Annotated in this window: 18 protein-coding genes and 5 tRNA genes; 8 read left to right on the top strand and 15 right to left on the bottom strand. The window is 60.5% G+C overall.

Features of this window, described 5'->3' with window-relative positions; all coding sequences use genetic code 11:
* Positions 1–3 precede the first annotated feature (3 nt).
* The 10 genes from KVQ82_RS11045 to gltX all read right to left on the bottom strand — a co-directional run bounded on the left by KVQ82_RS11045 (position 4) and on the right by gltX (position 6,021).
* The gene (locus KVQ82_RS11045) at positions 4–447 is read right to left on the bottom strand and encodes an Hsp20 family protein (protein WP_007969230.1); all 444 of its coding nucleotides are present in this window, start codon (positions 445–447) and stop codon (positions 4–6) included.
* Positions 448–568: 121 nt separating this feature from the next.
* Positions 569–1,528 (bottom strand): tRNA-dihydrouridine synthase, encoded by a 960-nt coding sequence (locus KVQ82_RS11040; protein WP_222018857.1) that lies wholly within the window; start codon positions 1,526–1,528, stop codon positions 569–571.
* A 168-nt stretch (positions 1,529–1,696) separates the two neighbouring features.
* A complete protein-coding gene (locus KVQ82_RS11035) occupies positions 1,697–2,134 on the bottom strand; it encodes a thioesterase family protein (protein WP_047293202.1) in 438 nt (145 codons plus the stop codon).
* 46 nt (positions 2,135–2,180) lie between these two features.
* Positions 2,181–3,014 (bottom strand): alpha/beta fold hydrolase, encoded by an 834-nt coding sequence (locus KVQ82_RS11030; protein WP_198758558.1) that lies wholly within the window; start codon positions 3,012–3,014, stop codon positions 2,181–2,183.
* 30 nt (positions 3,015–3,044) lie between these two features.
* Positions 3,045–3,584: a TetR/AcrR family transcriptional regulator gene (locus KVQ82_RS11025; RefSeq protein WP_041066015.1), complete on the bottom strand. Its 540-nt coding sequence runs from the start codon at positions 3,582–3,584 to the stop codon at positions 3,045–3,047.
* Between the two features lie 181 nt (positions 3,585–3,765).
* Positions 3,766–3,841, bottom strand: a tRNA-Glu gene (locus tag KVQ82_RS11020).
* Positions 3,842–3,922: 81 nt separating this feature from the next.
* Positions 3,923–3,998 (bottom strand) — tRNA-Ala (locus KVQ82_RS11015).
* 53 nt (positions 3,999–4,051) lie between these two features.
* A tRNA-Glu gene (locus KVQ82_RS11010) sits at positions 4,052–4,127 on the bottom strand.
* Between the two features lie 79 nt (positions 4,128–4,206).
* Positions 4,207–4,282: transfer RNA gene (locus KVQ82_RS11005), tRNA-Ala, on the bottom strand.
* A 257-nt stretch (positions 4,283–4,539) separates the two neighbouring features.
* Positions 4,540–6,021 carry a glutamate--tRNA ligase gene (gene gltX, locus KVQ82_RS11000; RefSeq protein WP_047293199.1) on the bottom strand — a complete coding sequence of 494 codons (1,482 nt, stop codon included), beginning with the start codon at positions 6,019–6,021 and terminating at the stop codon, positions 4,540–4,542.
* A 228-nt stretch (positions 6,022–6,249) separates the two neighbouring features.
* Here gltX and KVQ82_RS10995 point away from each other — a divergent pair, with 228 nt between their 5' ends.
* Together KVQ82_RS10995 and KVQ82_RS10990 are read left to right on the top strand one after the other, a co-directional pair.
* Entirely contained in the window at positions 6,250–7,299 is a 1,050-nt protein-coding gene (locus KVQ82_RS10995; protein ID WP_047293197.1) for an HlyD family secretion protein, read from the top strand.
* Positions 7,300–7,348: 49 nt separating this feature from the next.
* Entirely contained in the window at positions 7,349–8,839 is a 1,491-nt protein-coding gene (locus KVQ82_RS10990) for an MDR family MFS transporter (protein ID WP_222019379.1), read from the top strand.
* A 136-nt stretch (positions 8,840–8,975) separates the two neighbouring features.
* On the opposite strand, the gene uvrB is transcribed toward KVQ82_RS10990, so the two are convergent.
* On the bottom strand, positions 8,976–10,991 hold the full coding sequence (gene uvrB, locus KVQ82_RS10985; RefSeq protein ID WP_108183251.1) for an excinuclease ABC subunit UvrB: 2,016 nt from the start codon (positions 10,989–10,991) through the stop codon (positions 8,976–8,978).
* 337 nt (positions 10,992–11,328) lie between these two features.
* Here uvrB and KVQ82_RS10980 point away from each other — a divergent pair, with 337 nt between their 5' ends.
* The 3 genes from KVQ82_RS10980 (at position 11,329) to KVQ82_RS10970 (ending at position 13,089) form a co-directional block, all read left to right on the top strand.
* Positions 11,329–12,525 carry an amino acid aminotransferase gene (locus KVQ82_RS10980; RefSeq protein WP_025111170.1) on the top strand — a complete coding sequence of 399 codons (1,197 nt, stop codon included), beginning with the start codon at positions 11,329–11,331 and terminating at the stop codon, positions 12,523–12,525.
* A gap of 217 nt (positions 12,526–12,742) precedes the next feature.
* Positions 12,743–12,943, top strand: coding sequence for a hypothetical protein (locus KVQ82_RS10975; RefSeq protein ID WP_108183252.1), 201 nt, complete (start codon positions 12,743–12,745; stop codon positions 12,941–12,943).
* Positions 12,944–13,013: 70 nt separating this feature from the next.
* A tRNA-Asn gene (locus KVQ82_RS10970) sits at positions 13,014–13,089 on the top strand.
* 209 nt (positions 13,090–13,298) lie between these two features.
* Here the strand turns inward: KVQ82_RS10970 and KVQ82_RS10965 are convergent.
* The gene (locus KVQ82_RS10965) at positions 13,299–14,822 is read right to left on the bottom strand and encodes a nucleobase:cation symporter-2 family protein (RefSeq protein WP_222018856.1); all 1,524 of its coding nucleotides are present in this window, start codon (positions 14,820–14,822) and stop codon (positions 13,299–13,301) included.
* 253 nt (positions 14,823–15,075) lie between these two features.
* On the opposite strand from KVQ82_RS10965, the gene KVQ82_RS10960 reads away from it, so the two are divergent.
* Together KVQ82_RS10960 and KVQ82_RS10955 are read left to right on the top strand one after the other, a co-directional pair.
* Positions 15,076–15,360: a BrnT family toxin gene (locus KVQ82_RS10960; RefSeq protein ID WP_095668807.1), complete on the top strand. Its 285-nt coding sequence runs from the start codon at positions 15,076–15,078 to the stop codon at positions 15,358–15,360.
* 3 nt (positions 15,361–15,363) lie between these two features.
* Positions 15,364–15,696: a BrnA antitoxin family protein gene (locus tag KVQ82_RS10955; protein ID WP_222018855.1), complete on the top strand. Its 333-nt coding sequence runs from the start codon at positions 15,364–15,366 to the stop codon at positions 15,694–15,696.
* Positions 15,697–15,698: 2 nt separating this feature from the next.
* Here KVQ82_RS10955 and KVQ82_RS10950 read toward each other — a convergent pair whose 3' ends face one another.
* Both KVQ82_RS10950 and xth read right to left on the bottom strand, forming a co-directional pair.
* Positions 15,699–16,526, bottom strand: coding sequence for an arylamine N-acetyltransferase (locus KVQ82_RS10950; protein ID WP_222018854.1), 828 nt, complete (start codon positions 16,524–16,526; stop codon positions 15,699–15,701).
* Between the two features lie 100 nt (positions 16,527–16,626).
* Positions 16,627–17,421: an exodeoxyribonuclease III gene (gene xth, locus KVQ82_RS10945; RefSeq protein WP_222018853.1), complete on the bottom strand. Its 795-nt coding sequence runs from the start codon at positions 17,419–17,421 to the stop codon at positions 16,627–16,629.
* A 187-nt stretch (positions 17,422–17,608) separates the two neighbouring features.
* Between xth and KVQ82_RS10940 the strand changes: the two genes are divergently transcribed.
* Positions 17,609–17,914, top strand: a complete 306-nt coding sequence (locus KVQ82_RS10940; protein WP_086793229.1) for a hypothetical protein — start codon at positions 17,609–17,611, stop codon at positions 17,912–17,914.
* 77 nt (positions 17,915–17,991) lie between these two features.
* Here the strand turns inward: KVQ82_RS10940 and KVQ82_RS10935 are convergent, their stop codons facing one another.
* Entirely contained in the window at positions 17,992–19,560 is a 1,569-nt protein-coding gene (locus KVQ82_RS10935) for a sensor domain-containing diguanylate cyclase (protein ID WP_222018852.1), read from the bottom strand.
* Positions 19,561–19,602 lie beyond the last annotated feature (42 nt).

Raw genomic sequence — 19,602 nt, 5'->3', positions numbered from 1 at the left:
GCCTTATTGCAGAACCGGCTTTTGCGCTCCGTTGATCGGGATACGCTTGGCTTTCGCTTCTTCCGGGATCACCCGCAACAAGTCGATGCTCAGCAGACCGTTGCTCAGATCGGCGGCCTTGATCTCGATGTGATCGGCCAGGCGGAAGGACAGCTTGAAAGCCCGCTGGGCAATGCCTTGATGCAGGAAGGTCACGCCTTCGTTGGCATCACGCTTGCCGCCACTGATGGTCAGCACACCCTTCTCGACTTGCAGTTCCAGGTCTTCTTCCTGGAAACCGGCTGCCGCCACGACGATGCGGTATTGATCGTCACCGTGTTTTTCCACGTTGTAGGGTGGGTAGGTGCTGCCTGGCTCGTTGCGTAGCGCGGTTTCGAACAGGTCGTTGAAACGGTCGAAACCCACCGAGGAACGGAACAGTGGTGCCAGGGAAAATGCAGTACTCATGGTTCAAATCTCCTGAAAACAATCAGCAAGTTTTTGTGTCTCCGCGACCCGAATTCGGCATCGCGTAACCCTTAGATAGGGACCGCCAAAATGATTTCAAGAGAGTATTTGCAGATTTTTTTCAGGCCGCTTCGGCGACCGGCAAACCCAGTAAACGCGAGACCTGATCCGGCTCCGTCTCGCGACGCAGCACGGTAAACAGCTCGGTGGCTTCGGGATAATTGCGCGTCAGCATCGCCAGCCATTGCTTCAAGCGACCCGGCGATTGACGTGCGGTCATCTGCGCCTTGGCTTGCAGCCAGAAGTCCTGAATCAGCGGCAGCAGCTCAGCCCAGCTCATCTCGACCACGTCTTCACCAGCGCGCGCGGCGGCGATCTGCTTGGCCAGATCCGGGCGCGATACCAGACCGCGTCCGAGCATGATGTCTTCGACGCCGCTGATCTCGCGGCAGCGGCGCCAGTCCTCGACACTCCAGATATCACCGTTGGCGAACACCGGCACCTTGACCACGTCCTGCACCCGCGGAATCCACTCCCAATGCGCCGGCGGCTTGTAGCCATCGACCTTGGTGCGAGCGTGAACCACGATGTGTTCGGCGCCGCCCTCGGCCAGCGCCGTGGCGCAGACCAGCGAGCCATCCGGGCTGTCGAAACCCAGGCGCATCTTCGCGGTGACCGGGATGTGTGCCGGCACGGCGCGACGCACGTGCTCGACGATGCTGTTCAGCAGCTCCGGCTCCTTGAGCAGCACCGCCCCGCCCCGGGACTTGTTGACGGTCTTGGCCGGACAGCCGAAGTTCAGGTCGATCACTTGCGAGCCGAGTTCGCAGGCCAGCGCCGCATTTTCCGCCAGGCACACCGGATCGGAACCCAACAATTGCACGCGCAGCGGCACGCCGGAACGGGTGCGGGCGCCGTTGAGCAGCTCCGGGCCGAACTTGTGGAAATAGGCCGGGGTGAGCAACTGATCGTTGACCCGAATGAATTCGGTCACGCACCAGTCGATGCCGCCAACGCGGGTCAGCACGTCGCGCAGGATGTCGTCGACCAACCCTTCCATGGGCGCCAGGGCAATTTGCATGGGAAAAACACTACTCAGGAAGAAAAAACGTGCGGCAGTTTACTGGATTAAGCCGGTTAAACCCACGACCACCCGTAGGAGCTGCCGCAGGCTGCGATCTTTTGACTTTGATTTTTAAAGATCACAATCAAAAGATTGCAGCCTGCGGCAACTCCTACAGGGATTGGGTCAGGCTGGGGACTGGATCGCCGGGCCGTAACCTTCGATGAACTCCGCCGGCATGCGCTTGGGTTTGCCGGTGGACAGTTCAATGCAGACGAAGGTGGTCTGGGCGCGCAACAGGGTGGCGTTGTCGCTGGGGCGGATCAACTGGAAGTGCCGGGTCATTTTCAGGCGCTGATCCCAATCGACGATCCAGGTTGCCAGTTGCAGTTCGTCGCCTTCGTAGGCCGCCGCCAGGTAATCGATTTCGTGCCGCACCACGGCCATCGCCCGATCCAGGCGCCGGTACTCGACCAGATCCAGCCCCAGACGCTGCGAGTGGCGCCAGGCGCAGCGTTCAAGCCAGGTCACGTACACCGCGTTGTTTGCGTGGCCCAGCCCGTCGATGTCCTCGGCGCCTACTTGCAGATCAATGGTGAACGGCGTTGCCCGATCCCAGCCCATGCCCCACTCCCGGTCAGATTATTCAACCGGGGCAGTGTAACGGATGTCAGGCCGATTGCCGCGTCTGAAGACTGCGCCCTGCCAGCAGTGATAACACGCCATCAACCACTCGAGGGTCGGCCAGCACGCGCTGGTGACCGCCGCTTTCCAGGCGCAGCAGGCGACTGTCGAACCAGGACTCGTGGATCAATTGCGATTCTTTGACCGAGACGAAATTGTCGTCCTCGGCATGCACGATCAGGCCCGGCATATCCAGTTGATAGTGCGCGACATCGAGGGTGGCGGCGCGCATGCCGACGTCCTGCTCGACCTGACGGATGAAGGCGGATCGTGCCCGCGGCGGCATGCCGACGTAGCGGGCGAAACCACGCAACACTCCAAGGATCCGTGCTGGCGCCGCGATGCTGACCAGGGTTTCGGTACGCAGCCCCAGTTGCACCGCGAGCATGGCACTGGCGCCGCCCATGGAGTGACCGATGACGGCTTGCAGCGGTGGCAGTTCGGCGGCCGCTTCGAGCATGGCGCGGGCGAACAGTACGACGTTGGCTTCACGCCCCGGCGAACGACCATGGGCCGGACCATCAAGGGCAACGACGGTATAGCCGGCCTCGACCAGCGCTGTGATCAACGCCGCAAACTGCGTGGGCCGCCCTTCCCAGCCGTGCATCAGCAGCACCGCCGGGCCTTGGCCCCAGCGTAGCGCCGACAGGCCAAAGCGCAAAGTGATGCGTTCGGAACTCGCCAGCAGCGGCAGCTCCCAATCGCGCAGCGGCAACGTGCGCGGCGTCATGAACGCTGCGCGCATTTTGCTCGCTACCCGCTTTGGTGCAATCCAGCCCAAGGTGCCATTAACGCCACGAACCCACTTCAACGTGTTCATCGCTCTCTCCTCAGGCGTATTGCCTTCAGGTCAACGCACCGCCGACTTGGCAGCGCGCAGCAATCGATCGGATAAATCGCCCGGGCCCAACGCGCGCGCCAGCGCCAGACCACCCACCATCAAGGCCACATCGGCCAATGCCTTGTCGGTGTCCTCGGGGCTGGACGCCAACTGCGCAATCATCAGTTCCAGGTGTTCGTTCAGTGCGATGCGGAAGGATTCCGGCAGACGCCCCAGTTCGCCAATCGAAGCCGGTATCGGGCACGCAGCGTCGCTGGAATCCCGATGCTTGCGCGACAGATAGAACGCAGCAACCAGGGCGCGACGCTCTTCGCCGGTCAGCTCGGCGTCCATGTCGGCAATCAGGTCGCGTCGACGGCTGAGCAGTTGCTTGAACGCTTCGAGCATCATGGCGTCCTTGCTTTCGAAGTGCGCGTAGAAACCACCAACAGTCAGGCCGGCGGCGCCCATCACTTCGCCTACGCTGGGGTCCGCCGGCCCCCGCTGCATCAGCGCAGCGCTGGCAGCCTTGAGGATGCGTTCGCGGGTTTGAGCTTTTTTATCGTTCATCGTTGCCTCCGAATATTACGACTAGAATATTATTCGCATAATAATATTCTGCAAGTCGAGGATATGACCGCTGGTCTGAAGCACAGTGTAAGGAAAATGGAGAATTGGCCAAACGCCAGACAAACAAAAGGGCCATTCAATAATTGAATGACCCTTATAAATCCCGCAGAGCGGGTAATCGTGGCGTCCCCTAGGGGACTCGAACCCCTGTTACCGCCGTGAAAGGGCGGTGTCCTAGGCCACTAGACGAAGGGGACACAAACCCTTCTATACAGCTGATCAGTGCTGAGATCTGATCTGATTCAAGGCCGGTGTGGCCAGACCTTGAACTGTAAAATTGGTGGAGCTAAGCGGGATCGAACCGCTGACCTCCTGCATGCCATGCAGGCGCTCTCCCAGCTGAGCTATAGCCCCGGATTTTTCGCCTCGCGGCGGAGCGACATCTTGCAACATCGCTTCTGTAAAACTGGCGTCCCCTAGGGGACTCGAACCCCTGTTACCGCCGTGAAAGGGCGGTGTCCTAGGCCACTAGACGAAGGGGACGCAAACCCTTCCATACAACTGATCAACGCTGAGTGTTGATCGCTTCGGAGCCGGTGTGGCCAGGCTTCGAAGTGTAAATTGGTGGAGCTAGACGGGATCGAACCGTCGACCTCTTGCATGCCATGCAAGCGCTCTCCCAGCTGAGCTATAGCCCCTCATCGTTGATGTCATCGCTGAGGACGGGGCGAATCTTAAGGGCGTATCGAAAGCCTGTCAAACTTATTTTTGAAAAATTTCAAAGTTTTTTGTCGGCATAACAATCACTTACCGCCCTCCCCCCGAAAATCCGGGAGGTTTACGCACACCGCCGACCTTCAGGAGCTGGCGCAGACTGCGGTCTTTTGCCGCTGGTCTTTAGAAGCAAGAGCAAAAGATCGCAGCCTTCGGCAGCTCCTACACAAGCCGCAAGCGCTTAGGCGATAGCGCCCAGCAGCTTTTCCCACTCTTTGTTTTCTTTCTTCGACACGCCACCCAGCAGGTCGATAGCCTGGCGCAGACGGAAACGGGTCAGGTCCGGGCCGAGGATTTCCATCGCATCGAGCACCGATACCGAACTCGCCTGCCCGGTAATCGCGGCAAACATCAGCGGCATTGCGTCACGCAGCTTCAGCTCGAGGGATTCGACCACCGCCTGAATCGTTGCGGTGATGCTGTCCTTCTCCCACTGACGCAGGCTTTCCAGCTTCCACAGGATCAACTGCATCAACTGACGCACCTGATCGCCCGAAAGCTTCTTCGACTCGAACAGCTTGGCATCCGGATTGACACCACCGGCAAAGAAGAACCCGGCCAACGGTGCAACCTGGCTGAAGGTTTCCACGCGGCCCTGGACGTGCGGCGCGATCTTCATCATGTATTCGGAATTGAACGCCCATTTCTGCACGCGCGCGGCGAACTCTTCCACCGGCAGGTCACGCAGCCACTGGCCGTTGAGCCACGACAGCTTCTCAATGTCGAAGATCGGCCCGCCGAGGGACACACGCTTGAGGTCGAAGTTGTCGACCATTTCCTGCAGCGAGAACTTCTCGCGCTCGTCCGGCATCGACCAGCCCATGCGACCGAGGTAGTTGAGCATCGCCTCCGGCATGAAGCCCATGCGCTCATAGAACGTCACCGAGGTCGGGTTCTTGCGCTTGGACAGCTTGCTCTTGTCCGGGTTACGCAGCAGCGGCATGTAGCACAGCTCCGGTTGCTCCCAGCCGAAGTATTCGTACAGCAGAATCAGTTTCGGTGCCGATGGCAGCCATTCTTCGCCGCGCAGCACATGGGTGATGCCCATCAGGTGGTCGTCGACCACGTTGGCGAGGAAGTACGTCGGCAGGCCGTCGGTCTTCATCAGCACTTGCATGTCCATGCGATCCCACGGGATCTCGACATCGCCACGCAGCATGTCCGGCACCACGCAGACACCTTCGGTCGGCACTTTCATGCGGATCACGTGCGGCTCGCCAGCGGCCAGACGCGCCGCGACCTCTTCCTTGGACAGCAGCAGCGCGCGGCCGTCGTAACGCGGGGTTTCGCCGCGCGCCATTTGTTCGGCGCGCATCTGGTCCAGTTCTTCAGCGGTGCAGAAGCATGGGAACGCGTGGCCCATGTCCACCAGTTGCTGGCAATACTTCTGATAGATATCGCCACGCTCGCTTTGCCGGTACGGGCCGTGCGGGCCGCCGACGTCCGGACCTTCGCTCCAGTCGATCCCCAGCCAGCGCAGGGCGTCGAAGATCTGCTGCTCGGACTCGCGGGTCGAACGCAACTGGTCGGTGTCTTCGATGCGCAGGATGAACTCACCGCCATGCTGCTTGGCAAAGCAGTAGTTGAACAATGCGATGTAAGCGGTACCTACGTGGGGGTCCCCGGTAGGCGATGGCGCGATGCGAGTGCGGACGGTGGTCATGGCATGTCTCGAAAAGAATGAAAAGCAAAACAATCAAGCGGCGAATGGTAACAGGCGACACCCGCCCCGCTCCAGCGGGCAGGGCATTTAAGCCAAGTTTGCGGCTGGAACACCCATAGAGCGTGGCGAATGGCCGAATATCGGTCGACGGCATTTACCGTTTATCGGCTTCGTGCCAGATTCGTCCCCTGATAACTTTCCTTACAATTCCTCGACTACAGTTTGCCCATGCCTGCCCAACTCAAGCGTCGCCTGTTCGTTTTCCTGCTGCTGGTTCTGTTGATTGCCGGGGGCTTCTTCGCCCATTGGTTTTTCAAGGGACGCTTTTATGAAAGCACCGACAATGCCTATGTCCAGGGCGAGATCACCCGCGTCTCCAGCCAGTTGAGCGCGCGCATCGACGAAGTGCTGGTACAGGACAACCAGCACGTGGAAAAAGGCCAGTTGCTGGTGCGCCTCGAACCCAATGATTTCCGCCTCGCCGTGGATCGCGCCAGCGCCGCCCTCGCCACCCGCGAAGCCGAGCGTTTGCAGGCACAAAGCAAATTGACTCAGCAATCGAGCCTGATCGCCGCCAGCGACGCGCAAGTGGCCGCCTCCCAGGCATCCCTGGGTCGCTCGCAGATAGATCTGTCTCGCGCTGAAGCCCTGCGCAAGCCTGGTTTTGTGTCCGAGGAACGGGTCACCACCCTCTCCGCCGACAATCACATTGCCCGCTCGCAAGTGGCCAAGGCTCAGGCCGATGCGCAGAGCCAGCGCCAGCAGGTCAACGCACTGACCGCCGAGATCAAACGCCTCGACGCGCAGATCGCCAACGCCCGCGCCGATCTGGCGCAAGCCGAACTCAACCTGACTCGCAGCGACATTCACGCGCCGATCAGCGGCATGGTCGGCCAGCGTGCCGCGCGCAACGGCCAAGTGGTGCAGGCCGGCGCGTACCTGCTGTCGATAGTCCCGGACGAAGACATCTGGGTGCAGGCCAACTTCAAGGAAACCCAGATCGGCCACATGGTCCCCGGCCAAAAAGCCGAACTGACTTTCGACGCCTACAGCGACACGCCGATCGAGGCGCGTGTCGACAGTCTGTTCGCCGCCTCGGGTGCGCAGTTCAGCCTGTTGCCGCCGGATAACGCCACCGGCAACTTCACCAAAGTCGTGCAGCGGATTCCGGTGAAATTGACGTTCAAGGCTGACAATCCGTTGCATGGCAAGATCCGTCCGGGCATGTCGGTCACCGCCACCGTGAACATCAAAGACGCCCCAGACAATGGCCGGTGATCAACTGATCCGCCCGGTCGGCGAACCGACCCGGCGGGACTGGATCGCGGTGATGAGCGTGATGCTTGGCGCCTTCATGGCAGTGCTCGACATTCAGATCACCAACTCTTCGCTCAAGGACATTCAGGGCGCGCTGTCGGCGACACTGGAAGAAGGCTCGTGGATTTCCACCTCCTATCTGGTGGCGGAAATCATCATGATTCCGCTGACCGCGTGGCTGGTGCAGTTGCTCTCGGCACGACGGCTGGCGGTGTGGGTGTCGCTGGGATTTCTGGTGTCATCGCTGCTGTGCTCGATGGCCTGGAGCCTCGAAAGCATGATCGTCTTTCGCGCCATGCAGGGCTTCACCGGTGGTGCACTGATCCCGCTGGCATTCACCCTGACCCTGATCAAACTCCCCGAACACCATCGCGCCAAAGGCATGGCAATGTTCGCCATGACCGCGACCTTCGCCCCATCCATCGGCCCGACCCTCGGCGGCTGGCTCACGGAAAACTGGGGCTGGGAATACATCTTCTACATCAACATCCCGCCGGGGCTGATCATGATCGCCGGGCTGATGTACGGACTGGAGAAGAAAGAAGCGCACTGGGAGCTGCTGAAAAGCACCGACTACACCGGGATTCTCACGCTGGGTGTCGGCCTCGGCTGCCTGCAAGTCTTTCTCGAAGAAGGCCACCGCAAGGACTGGCTGGAATCGAACCTGATCGTGACCCTCGGCAGCATCGCCCTCCTCAGCCTGATCACCTTCGTCATCGTGCAGATCTCCAAACCCAACCCGCTGATCAACCTCGGCATCCTGCGCAATCGCAACTTCGGCCTGTCGAGCATTTCCAGCCTCGGCATGGGCGTCGGTTTATACGGCTCGATCTATCTGCTGCCGCTGTACTTGGCGCAGATCCAGAACTACAACGCCCTGCAAATCGGCGAAGTGATCATGTGGATGGGCGTGCCACAGCTGTTCCTGATTCCGCTGGTGCCGAAGCTGATGAAATTCGTCTCGCCGAAGTGGCTGTGCACGCTGGGCTTCGGGCTGTTCGGGCTGGCGAGTTTTTCGTCGGGGGTGCTCAACCCGGATTTCGCCGGGCCGCAGTTCAATCAGATCCAGATCATCCGCGCGCTGGGTCAACCGCTGATCATGGTCACCATTTCGCTGATCGCTACGGCGTACATCCTGCCGCAGGACGCGGGGTCGGCATCGAGCCTGTTCAACATCCTGCGCAACCTCGGCGGCGCGATCGGCATCGCCCTGCTCGCCACGCTATTGGATGCACGCACCAAAACCTACTTCGATTATTTGCGTGAAGCGGTGGTGCCGACCAATCCGCAAGTGGCCGAGCGGCTGGCGTCGATGACCGACCGTTTTGGCAGTGACACGGCGGCGTTGGGCAAGTTGAGCGAGATCGTGCATCAGCAGGCGCTGATCATGGCTTACAACGATGCGTTTCACTTTGTCGGGATTGCGCTGGGAGTCAGCATGTTGGCGATTTTGTTGACCAAAAAATTGCCGCAGGGATTGAAGGCTGGGGAGTCTCACTGATCTGTGTTGCCTGGACCGGCCTCATCGCTGGCAAGCCAGCTCCCACAAGTTTCTTTGGTGCTCACACATTTTGTGTACGCCCTCAATCCCTGTGGGAGCTGGCTTGCCAGCGATGGGCCCGATCAGGCGATGAAGTTCAAACCGCCAAAAGCCGCTCACGCAGTTTGGCAATCTCATCGCGCATCTGCGCCGCTGCCTCAAATTCCAGATCCCGCGCCAACTGGTACATCTTCTCTTCCAGCGCGCGAATGCGTTTGGTGATTTCGCTCGGCGAGCGCAGTTCGGCTTCGTACTTGGCGTTTTCTTCGGCAGCCTTGGCCATACCCTTGCGCTTCTTGCTGCGCGAGCCGGGCACGGTGGCGCCTTCCATGATGTCGGCGACGTCTTTGAACACCCCTTTGGGCGTGATGCCGTTGGCGAGGTTGAAGGCAATCTGCTTGTCACGACGACGCTCGGTCTCGCCAATCGCCCGCTCCATCGAACCAGTGATGCGGTCGGCGTAGAGAATCGCCCGGCCATTGAGGTTGCGCGCGGCCCGGCCGATGGTCTGAATCAGCGAGCGCTCGGAACGCAGGAAGCCCTCCTTGTCAGCATCGAGGATCGCCACCAGCGACACTTCCGGCATGTCCAGACCTTCACGCAGCAGGTTGATCCCCACCAGCACATCGAAGGTGCCCAAGCGCAGATCGCGGATGATCTCGACCCGCTCGACGGTGTCGATATCCGAGTGCAGATAACGCACGCGCACGCCGTGGTCGGCGAGATAATCAGTGAGGTCTTCGGCCATGCGTTTGGTCAGCGTGGTGACCAGCACCCGCTCCTCGACCGCCACGCGCTTGGTGATTTCCGAGAGCAAGTCGTCAACCTGGGTCAGCGCCGGGCGCACTTCAACCTGCGGGTCGACCAGGCCGGTCGGGCGCACCACTTGCTCGACCACGCGCCCGGCGTGTTCGGCCTCGTAGTTGCCCGGCGTCGCCGAGACGAAAATCGTCTGCGGGCTGACCCCTTCCCACTCGTCAAAGCGCATGGGCCGGTTGTCCAGTGCCGACGGCAAGCGGAAGCCATATTCCACCAGGGTTTCTTTACGCGAACGGTCGCCCTTATACATCGCGCCGACTTGCGGCACGCTGACGTGGGATTCGTCGATCACCAGCAAGGCGTCGGCCGGCAGGTAGTCATAGAGCGTTGGCGGCGCGGCGCCGGCAGGACGCCCGGACAGGTAGCGCGAGTAGTTTTCGATGCCGTTGCAGTAACCCAGTTCGAGGATCATTTCCAGGTCGAATCGGGTGCGCTGCTCCAGGCGCTGGGCTTCCACCAGTTTGTTGCTGCTGCGCAGGTATTCGAGACGTTCCTGCAGCTCGACCTTGATCCCCTCGATGGCGTCGAGCAGGGTTTCGCGCGGCGTCACGTAGTGACTCTTCGGATAGAAGGTGAAGCGCGGCATCTTGCGGATGACTTCGCCGGTCAGCGGGTCGAACGCGGAAATGCTCTCGACCTCGTCATCGAACAGCTCGATGCGGATCGCTTCCAGATCGGATTCAGCCGGGTAAATGTCGATCACGTCGCCGCGCACGCGGAATGTCGCGCGGGCAAAATCCATGTCGTTGCGGGTGTATTGCAGGTCGGCCAGACGTCGCAGCAACGCGCGCTGATCGAGTTTGTCGCCGCGATCGACGTGCAGCACCATCTTCAGATAGGTTTCCGGACTACCGAGACCGTAGATGCACGAGACCGTGGTGACGATGATCGCGTCCTTGCGCTCGAGCAACGCCTTGGTCGCGGACAGACGCATCTGCTCGATGTGGTCGTTGATCGACGCGTCCTTCTCGATGAAGGTGTCGGACGACGGCACATAGGCTTCGGGCTGGTAGTAGTCGTAGTAGGAAACGAAATACTCGACCGCGTTGTTCGGGAAGAACGCCTTGAACTCGCCATACAGTTGCGCGGCGAGGGTCTTGTTCGGCGCCAGCACCAGCGTCGGGCGCTGTACCTGCGAGATGACATTGGCGATGCTGAAGGTCTTGCCCGAGCCGGTCACACCGAGCAGCGTCTGGTGCGCCAGCCCGGCTTCGATGCCCTCGACCAATTGGCGGATCGCTTCTGGCTGATCGCCGGCAGGCTCGAAGCGGGTGACTAGCTGGAATTCGGACATACACACCTCTGGGATCGCGGCTCGCGCAGAAAACAGCCGAGCCGCGGGGATGACCGCAAACGACCGTTGTCGCCCAAGGAAAAACGAAGATTGTGCTCAATGTGGAGCCGATTGCCTCGCCTTTCAAGGCAAACGTCCTACATCCGGTAAAGTCTCTGACAGAGTCAATCGACTAACGGTCAAGAAATAATCGGAAAAACTTGCCGGAAAAGCTGAATCGCCTGTCGCCATTGCTCAGTAATGGCCTCTATACTAGCTCCCCGTTTGTGCACCGCTCTAGTGCATTCGGCTGGAGCGCGACACGTCCCTCCACTCTCCATTCAGAGCCGCCGTAATAATGAGCCTGTTCTCCGCTGTCGAAATGGCACCCCGCGATCCAATCCTGGGCCTCAACGAAGCATTCAACGCCGATACCCGGACCACCAAGGTCAACCTGGGTGTAGGTGTTTACTGCAACGAAGAGGGGCGAATTCCCCTGCTGCGCGCGGTGATCGAAGCCGAAACCATTCGCGCTGCTCAGCACGCCTCCCGTGGCTACCTGCCGATCGACGGCATTGCCGCCTACGACCAGGCCGTGCAAAAGCTGCTGTTCGGTAACGACTCGCCGCTGATCGCTGCCGGTCGCATTGTCACCACTCAGGCTGTCGGCGGTACCGGCGCGCTGAAAATCGGTGCCGACTTCCTCAAGCAACTGCTGCCGAACGCCGTCGTGGCCATCAGCGACCCGAGCTGGGAAAACCACCGTGCGCTGTTCGAAACCGCTGGCTTCCCGGTGCAGAACTACCGTTACTACGACGCCGCCACCCACGACGTGAACCGTGCCGGCATGCTCGACGACCTCAATGCCCTGCCGAACGGCTCGATCGTTGTGCTGCACGCCTGCTGCCACAACCCGACCGGCGTCGACCTGACCCCGGCCGACTGGAAGAATGTGCTGGACGTGGTCAAGGCCAAAGGTCACGTGCCGTTCCTCGACATGGCTTACCAGGGTTTCGGCGACGGCATCGACGAGGACGCCGCAGCGGTGCGTCTGTTCGCTGAATCGGGCCTGACTTTCTTCGTTTCGAGCTCGTTCTCCAAGTCGTTCTCGCTGTACGGCGAGCGCGTGGGCGCCCTGTCGATCGTCAGCGAATCGAAAGAAGAAAGCGCGCGCGTGCTGTCGCAGGTCAAGCGCGTGATCCGCACCAACTACTCCAACCCGCCGACTCACGGTGCCAGCGTTGTCGCCGCCGTGTTGAACAGCCCGGAACTGCGCGCCCAGTGGGAAGCCGAACTGGCAGAAATGCGCCTGCGCATTCGCGGCATGCGCGAGCAGATGGTCGCCCTGCTGGCCGAGAAAGCCCCGCAGCGTGACTTCAGCTTCGTCGGCCGTCAGCGCGGCATGTTCTCCTACTCCGGCCTGACCACCGAACAGGTGCATCGCCTGCGTAACGAGTTCGGCATCTACGCCCTGGACACCGGCCGCATCTGCGTCGCGGCACTGAACCAGAGCAACATCAAAGCGGTAACGGATGCGATCGTTCAGGTCATCTGATTCGCCTGGCAATGAAAAACGGGAAGCCTTGGGGCTTCCCGTTTTTTATTTGTCCGAAGGAATGCAACATTCCCTCTAAACTGCATACAAATCTGAACTGTGGGAGCGAGCCTGCTCGCGAAATCGGTGTATCAGCCAAAGATCATGGCGACTGATCCGATGCTTTCGCGAGCAGACTCGCTCCCACAGGTTTCGTATATATCCAGGAATAACCCACATGAAAAACGACAACCTGCGCGCCGACCGAGACGACCTGGATGACTTCATCCCCCGCGCCCCGGCCAAACGCGACAAAAACCTGGTGCTGCAAGTGGCGGCCGGGGTATTCCTTGGCGGCCTGGCGCTGTGGCTGGTGCAACTGGCGGCCACGGCGTTGTACGCAAAGCTGCTGATGGGCACCCTTACATTCGGCGGCTGACAGCCGTTCGGCAAAAAAAGAATCGGCAAAGCTTGACTAGTCTTTTTAAATCAGTAACATACGCACCAATTCCGCAATAGCTCAGTTGGTAGAGCAAATGACTGTTAATCATTGGGTCCCTGGTTCGAGTCCAGGTTGTGGAGCCAAATAGCAAAGCCCCTGAATCGAAAGATTCAGGGGCTTTTTTGTGGGCGCTCGAAAGTCCAAAAGATCAAAAGATCGCAGCCTGCGGCAGCTCCTACATTTGGAATGCGCTCCCCCTGTAGGAGCTGCCGCAGGCTGCGATCTTTTGCTCTTCAAACCAAAAAGGCCGATCTGTCTCACAACAGATCGGCCTTTTTCATCCAGTCAGCGATCAGACATGCTCGCCACTCTTCACCTGCACCTTCGGCGCCCCATGCCCATGATCGTGGTCATCAGGCTCGACTACCGGCACTTCTTTGCCATCGCAATCGTGCAGCTTGCCGTCGCTGAAGTAGTCACCCTCACGCAACGCCGCCAGGTCGCGATAACGCAGAGTGCGCTCTTCCGCAGCCGCAAACACCGACTGCTGATCCGAGTTGCCGGCAGTGAAGTGGTTGAAGGCCAGGTTCAGCACAATCGCCATGATCGCCGATGAACTGATGCCCGAGTGGAAAATGGTCGCGAACCAGCTCGGGAAATGATCGTAGAAGTTCGGCGCGGCAATCGGGATCATGCCGAAGCCGATCGAGGTCGCGACGATGATCAGGTTGACGTTGTTGCGGTAATCGACCTTCGACAGCGTACGGATGCCGCTCGCCGCCACCGTACCGAACAGCACGATACCGGCACCGCCCAGCACTGAGGTCGGCACTGCGGCAATCACCCGACCCATGAACGGCAGCAGGCCGAGGATCACCAGGAAGATACCGCCGGTGGCCACCACATAACGACTCTTGATCCCGGTCACCGCCACCAGCCCGACGTTCTGCGCGAAGGCGCTTTGGGTGAACGATCCGAAGATTGGTGCAAACATGCTCGACAGCATGTCGGCGCGCAAACCGTTGCCCAGGCGTTTGGAGTCGACCTTGGTGCCGATGATCTCACCGACCGCCAGAATGTCCGCCGAGGTTTCCACCAGGGTCACCATGACCACGATGCACATCGACAGGATCGCGGCGAAGTGGAAAGTCGGCATGCCGAAGTGGAACGGCGTCGGGAAGCCGAACATCGGCCCTTGAGCGACACCGGAGAAATCCGCCATGCCAAGGAACACTGCCAGCACCGTGCCGATCACCATGGCCAACAGGATCGACAGACGCGAGATGGTCGAACTGCCGACCTTGCTCAGCAACAACACCAGCACCAGCGTGACCGCCGCCAGCCCGATGTTCTGCATGCTGCCGAAGTCCGGCGCATGGCTGTTGCCACCCATGGCCCAGCGCGCCGCCACCGGCATCAGCGTCAGACCAATGGTAGTGATCACGATACCGGTGACCAATGGAGGGAAAAACTTGGTGATTCGCGAGAACACCGGGGTGATCAGCAAGCCGATCAACGACGCGGCAATCACCGCGCCCAGCACCGACTGGAAGCCGCCCTCCCCGCCACTGCTGACGATCGCGACCATGGTCGCCACACCGGAGAACGACACGCCCTGCACCAGCGGCAACTGACAGCCAAAAAACGGTAGACCCAGGGTTTGCAGCAGTGTTGCCAGCCCCCCCGCAAACAATGAAGCAGCAATCAACAAACCAATGTCCGCCGGCGACAGCCCGGCCGCCTGGCCAATGATCAGTGGCACCGCAACGATACCGCCGTACATGGTCAGAACATGTTGCAGGCCGTAAGCCATATTCGCGCCGACCCCGAGATTTTCGTCCTCGGGCCGTTGGTGTGAAACATGGGGCGTTTTCATGTGGGGGGTTCCCTGGTTTTTGTTATGCGCACACTGTATTCAATACTCGGGACAAATGTCCATAGAGTTGTATACAACTTATCGGTCACATAATGGATAGGTAGCCACCCAAGCTTCTATCCCGCCACCTCTAGCTCCCACAAATCCGGCAACACATCCCCTCCTGCCCCCGGGTTTTATCGCACTAGGCTGAAGTGTTCATGGCGACCAGCGGTGCATTGGCGCCCTTTTTTATACATATAAAGTATGCATAATGAAGTCATTCGAAATTCAGTACGACAAAAGCAAGAACGCAGCCAACAAACTCAAGCACAGGGGTGTCAGCCTTGCCGAGACCGAGCCGGTCTTTCACGACGAGCGCGCGCTGACGATCGAGGACAACGACCATGACGAACAGCGCTGGATCACCCTCGGCCTCGATGGCAAAGGGCGTTTGCTGGTGGTTGCGTACAGTTATCGCGAAGCCAACGTCGTACGAATCATTTCTGCACGTGTCGCCACACCGAGCGAGCGTTGCGCTTACTTTCTGGAGGCTTGAACAATGAAAGACGAATACGACTTCTCGCAGGGCAAACGCGGTGCCTTGGCGCCCGCCAAGGGCAAGACCCGCATCACCATCATGCTCGATGACGCCGTCATCGAAGCCGCCCGCAACGTGGCGGAAAACGAAGGCTTCGGTTATCAGACGGTGATCAACAACACCCTGCGCCATGCCCTGCTGGAGGCTGGCAGCAAAATGCAGGAGGCCGAGCCGCCCCACTCCGGGCAATTCAAGAAAGGCATCACCGCCGCCGACCTCAAGACCCTGGAAAAAAAGCTCTCGGCGGCGGTCGGTGAAATCCGCCGGGTACTGGAACCGGAGGCAAAGCCCTGAGATCAGGCCGGTACGAGCATCCGCGCCAGCGACTGACGCACAGGCGGCTGGTCAGGCAGGCGCAGGCCGAACTCCTGCTCCAGCACCTCGATCAACTCATCGACATCCGCCACCTCGCGCCGTTCGCTGTCGGCGCCCATGTGATGAACCGCGAAGCTGCCGTTGTTCAGAGTCCGTCGCCAGCCATCGCCGGTACGCGCAACCATCAGCCGTTTGGCGAACGGTGACTCGGGATGGGTCGAGACGTACCAGTTGCCGAGGGTGTAATCGATGTCTTCCTGGCGTTGCAGATCAAACAGGTACATCGCACGCCACTCGCCTGCGACACTGGCCCGCAGCATGTAGCCGTCGGCCTGTTTCTCGATGCGATAGGACTCGTGCGGCGTCGGCTGTTCAGCCTCGGTATCGAGCAACAGCGGCGCAGTCGGCACCATGCCGCCAAAGCCGACATCGGTGATGTAGCGTTCGCCATCGATGATCACCAGGCTCAAGCGATGGGTGCGCGCCGTCCACGTGCCCTCGGGTTGCGCCAGTACCACGCGCCCGGAGATACCACGGGCCTCGAAGCCCAATTCCTGCAGCAACGCCAGAAACAGATTGTTCAATTCGTAGCAGTAACCACCCCGACCACCGTGGAGAACTTTCTGTTCGACCGACGCCAGATCGATCAGCACCGGTGCGCCCGTGATCGTCGACAGGTTCTCGAACGGGAAGATCCCGGTATGGCGTAACTGCAACTGCCGCAGGGTTTCCAGGGTCGGTGCCGGTGGGGCATCGAATCCCAGGCGCTGCAGGTACAACGTCGGATTCGCCAGACGTGGCTCGCTCATTGCTCAGTCCTTTTGCATGTGGCCGCGGCTCGCTGTGCCGCTGGCCGACAGGTATACGGGATTGGGCCCCGACTCCGACAATTGATTTCGCCAATCAGCGCTACCGCCGCTTGCGCGAACCGATGCGAATCCACGTCGGTGCATGGTCGCTGGCGTGCGGTTCGTTGCGCACCCAGGCATCGACCCCGGCCTCGTGCAGGTAAGGGCTGAGTTCCGGGTTGAGCAGCAGATGATCAATGCGCAGACCGGAGTTGGTTTGCCAATGCTGGCGGAAGTAATCCCAGAACGTGTAGAGGCGATCCTCGGGATACAGATGACGCAGCGAATCCGTCCAGCCCTGATCGAGCAGACGTTGATAACACTCGCGGCTTTCGGGCTGCAGCAGCGCATCCTTGAGCCAGGAACGGGTGTTATAGATGTCCATATCGGTGGGCACCACGTTGTAATCGCCGGCCAGCACCACCGGATGATCGCTGCTTTGCAGATCCTTGGCGTAGCGGATCAGGCGTTCGAACCAGGCCAGTTTGTAATCGAACTTCGGCCCCGGCTGCGGATTGCCGTTGGGCAAGTACAGGCAGCCGACCAGCACGCCGTGCACCGCCGCCTCCAGATAACGACTGTGCTTGTCGTCGGGATCGCCCGGCAGACCACGACGGCTTTCCAACGGTTGCGCATCGCGAGCGAGGATCGCCACGCCGTTCCATGACGCCTGACCGTGCCAGATCGCGCCGTAACCCGCCGCTTCGAGTTCGGCAGCCGGAAATGCACTGTCCACCGACTTGAGTTCCTGCAGGCAGGCAATGTCCGGCTGCTCGCGCTTGAGCCATTGCAGCAGGTTCGGTAACCGCGCACGCAAACCGTTGACGTTGAAGGTGGCGATCCGCAGGTTTTTCATCGTCCAGGCTCCGGCGAACAAGGTGGGAAAATTGTGACCCTGTGGCGGCGCCGGTGGTTGCATCGGATCAACCGGCCGCGACTGATGATCGATACTGCAGCTCGATAACCGCTCGTCAGCCAATCGGCACCAACGGGTAAACGTGTCAGACCAACGTCAGGTAATCGCCCCTTTCTGGAGACGTACCATGACTACACGTACACTCACTTCTTTGTTGCTCGCCGGCCTGCTGGCTACGACTTCGGCTGCCAGCTTCGCGGCGAACGACAGTTCCGGTACATCGAGCACCAACCCCGACGTCAACAAAAGCACGCCCAAACCGCCGGACAACACCCCAGGCGCACCGGCCGGCAGTAACGGCGCGGGTAGCCCCGGATCTGGCAATGGCACCGGCACCAACGGCGGCGCCATGGGTTCTGGTTCGGGGGCTGGCGGCGGCACCGGTGCGGCGGGCGGCGGGACCGGCGGTGCGGGCGGTGGCTCGGGCAGCTGAACGAACCGGCGTTACGGTGAGTGATGAGGCCTGTGAGAGGGAGTTTGCTCCCTCTCCTCTGCTGGAGCGCTGAAACTTCAGCGATCCGAACGCATCAACTCGGCAACCTCCGATTCCAGCGACAACACCGCCGCGCGATTACGCCCGGCATTTTTCGCCTGATACAACGCCGCGTCGGCACGCTGGATAAATTCTTCCAGGCTGTCGTTTCCGCTGGGCACAAACGCGTAGCAACCCAGGCTCACTGTCAGGTAGCCGGTCGGCGAACCGCTGTGGGTGATGCGCTTGTCCATCACGCTGCGGCGGATCTGCCCGGCAATCGCCAGCGTGCCGTTGATGTCAGTGTCCGGCAGCAGCACCGCGAACTCTTCGCCGCCGTAACGTACTGCCAGATCAGCCTTGCGCTGGCAACTGTTCTTCAGCACTTGGGCCACCTGGGTCAGGCAATGATCCCCCGCCACATGGCCGTAGGCATCGTTGTAGCGTTTGAAGAAATCGATATCGAGCATGATCAGGCCGACCGGACTCGACTGCCGTGCACCGCGGGCGAATTCGATGTCCAGCGATTGCTCGAACAGCCGCCGGTTCGCCAGTCCGGTCAGGCTGTCATGAGTCGCAATCTGCTCCAGTGCGCGCTGCGCCCTGCGCAAGTTTTTCTCGATACGCTCACCGTCACGCACCTGATGAATGAACACCCAGCCGAACAGGCCGACGCCGAGAATCACCAACGCCACAATCACGCTGGACTGAAAGGCCCGCTCGGACCAACCCTTGAGAATCGTGTCGCGCGAAGAGGCGGACGCGACCACCAGCGGGTAAGCCGTCAGCTGCCGGTAGCCGTATAAACGCACCACGCCGTCGACCACCGATCTGATCATCGCCGTACCGGCCGGCGCCTCAGGCAGCAGCTTCTGATAGATCTTGCCCCGCGCCAGCGACGAGCCGATCAGGCTCTCGTCGAACGGCCGCCGCGCCAGCAGGGTGCCGTCCTTGAGGCCGAGAAACATGATGCCGCTATCATCGAGGCTGAAGCTTTTGAAGAAGCGGTCGAAGTACGCCATCTTGATCCCGGCCATCAGCACGCCCTGAAAGTTGCCGGCGCGGTCATTGATGCGCTTCGAGATCGGAATGATCCACTCTCCATTTTCCCGACTGCGGATCGCCGGGCCGATGTGCGCCACGGTAGAAACGTTTTGCTGGTGAAACTTGAAGTACTCGCGGTCGGCCACCCCGTTGCCACGAGGCAAGTCCGGGAACGAGGTGATCACCCACTGCCCCTCGCGGTCAAACAGGAACATGCCGTGCAGCTGTTCCAGTTGCTGCACCCGACGGGCGAAGGTCTGCTGCAGGCGTGGTCGTTGCGCGGCGCCATATCCGTCGTCCTCGACCCAGTCGGCGAGACTGGTGAGCACCAGATCGGCAGCCAGAAACGTGTCTTCGGCCTGCTGCGCCATGGCTCGGGTCAAGTTGGTGGAGGCAACCTGCGCGTTCGCCAGGTCCTGACGCCGCGTCTGCTCCAGCTGCAAATAAAGCAAGCCGGACAGGCACAGGCACACCGCAACGATGAACAGCGCTGCCGCCTTACGCAACGGCAGGCGTTTAAGCGTGCCGGGAGTTTGATGCGGTTCGTGAATGGGGATTGGCAAAAACGTGTCCTGGGCAGGTACGACAGGGGCCGCAGCCCGAAA

Origin of the sequence: Pseudomonas sp. AO-1 (assembly GCF_019775695.1) — a bacterium.
In the GTDB taxonomy this organism is placed as follows: domain Bacteria; phylum Pseudomonadota; class Gammaproteobacteria; order Pseudomonadales; family Pseudomonadaceae; genus Aquipseudomonas; species Aquipseudomonas parakoreensis.
The sequence above is the reverse complement of the archived record's forward strand: the minus strand, read 5'-3'. Positions and strand labels throughout refer to the sequence as shown.

Excerpts from the sequence above, each read along its gene's own strand:
- KVQ82_RS11045 (WP_007969230.1), bottom strand. The coding sequence starts at position 447 with ATGAGTACTGCATTTTCCCTGGCACCACTGTTCCGTTCCTCGGTGGGT.
- KVQ82_RS11040 (WP_222018857.1), bottom strand. The coding sequence starts at position 1,528 with ATGCAAATTGCCCTGGCGCCCATGGAAGGGTTGGTCGACGACATCCTG.
- KVQ82_RS11035 (WP_047293202.1), bottom strand. The coding sequence starts at position 2,134 with ATGGGCTGGGATCGGGCAACGCCGTTCACCATTGATCTGCAAGTAGGC.
- KVQ82_RS11030 (WP_198758558.1), bottom strand. The coding sequence starts at position 3,014 with ATGAACACGTTGAAGTGGGTTCGTGGCGTTAATGGCACCTTGGGCTGG.
- KVQ82_RS11025 (WP_041066015.1), bottom strand. The coding sequence starts at position 3,584 with ATGAACGATAAAAAAGCTCAAACCCGCGAACGCATCCTCAAGGCTGCC.
- gltX (WP_047293199.1), bottom strand. The coding sequence starts at position 6,021 with ATGACCACCGTCCGCACTCGCATCGCGCCATCGCCTACCGGGGACCCC.
- KVQ82_RS10995 (WP_047293197.1), top strand. The coding sequence starts at position 6,250 with ATGCCTGCCCAACTCAAGCGTCGCCTGTTCGTTTTCCTGCTGCTGGTT.
- uvrB (WP_108183251.1), bottom strand. The coding sequence starts at position 10,991 with ATGTCCGAATTCCAGCTAGTCACCCGCTTCGAGCCTGCCGGCGATCAG.
- KVQ82_RS10980 (WP_025111170.1), top strand. The coding sequence starts at position 11,329 with ATGAGCCTGTTCTCCGCTGTCGAAATGGCACCCCGCGATCCAATCCTG.
- KVQ82_RS10975 (WP_108183252.1), top strand. The coding sequence starts at position 12,743 with ATGAAAAACGACAACCTGCGCGCCGACCGAGACGACCTGGATGACTTC.
- KVQ82_RS10965 (WP_222018856.1), bottom strand. The coding sequence starts at position 14,822 with ATGAAAACGCCCCATGTTTCACACCAACGGCCCGAGGACGAAAATCTC.
- KVQ82_RS10960 (WP_095668807.1), top strand. The coding sequence starts at position 15,076 with ATGAAGTCATTCGAAATTCAGTACGACAAAAGCAAGAACGCAGCCAAC.
- KVQ82_RS10955 (WP_222018855.1), top strand. The coding sequence starts at position 15,364 with ATGAAAGACGAATACGACTTCTCGCAGGGCAAACGCGGTGCCTTGGCG.
- KVQ82_RS10950 (WP_222018854.1), bottom strand. The coding sequence starts at position 16,526 with ATGAGCGAGCCACGTCTGGCGAATCCGACGTTGTACCTGCAGCGCCTG.
- xth (WP_222018853.1), bottom strand. The coding sequence starts at position 17,421 with ATGAAAAACCTGCGGATCGCCACCTTCAACGTCAACGGTTTGCGTGCG.
- KVQ82_RS10940 (WP_086793229.1), top strand. The coding sequence starts at position 17,609 with ATGACTACACGTACACTCACTTCTTTGTTGCTCGCCGGCCTGCTGGCT.